The organism is Chryseobacterium sp. DT-167, from assembly GCF_058310155.1.
Genome location: NZ_JBZEEQ010000077.1, coordinates 1 through 395, shown reverse-complemented (window position 1 = coordinate 395; position 395 = coordinate 1). Strand labels below are relative to the sequence as shown.

Below are 395 nucleotides of genomic sequence, written 5' to 3'. Positions count from 1 at the left end.
AGATGTCGTACGTCTTGCGCCCGAGGAGCAGAGCATCCGTACGCTCGATCCCCTCCATGATCTGCTCGCCCGCCCGGTCGTCGACGAGCGGCGCCTGCCAGCCTCCGAACGCGAAACCGCCCTCGCGGTCCTCGTCGGGCCGGCCCGGGGCCTGCTGCACACCGTCGAGGGTGCTGAACAGGTCGATGACGATGCGTCCGGTCATGGCTCCTCCTCCTCGTGGATCGGCGACTCATCGTTCCCGACGTCGCGGCTCTCGTCCCACCAGTCGAGGACGCGCGTGCCGATGAGAGTGAGCCACTTCGACGGTTCCCCCGCCGGCACGTCGATGTCGACCCACACCCGACCCGGAAGCCGACCAGCCTGCATCCACGTTCCATCGGCCTGACGCGCGG

1 protein-coding gene and 1 pseudogene are annotated in these 395 nt (G+C 68.9%); both read right to left on the bottom strand.

Translation table 11 applies throughout. The features are described from left to right. Positions 1-205: pseudogene (locus AC4FQ5_RS19840) on the bottom strand (dihydrofolate reductase family protein); the annotation flags it as partial. After that, the coding region (locus tag AC4FQ5_RS19835; protein WP_491146331.1) for a hypothetical protein at positions 202-395 on the bottom strand (194 nt) is incomplete at its 5' end. The pseudogene AC4FQ5_RS19840 and the gene AC4FQ5_RS19835, both read right to left, overlap by 4 nt.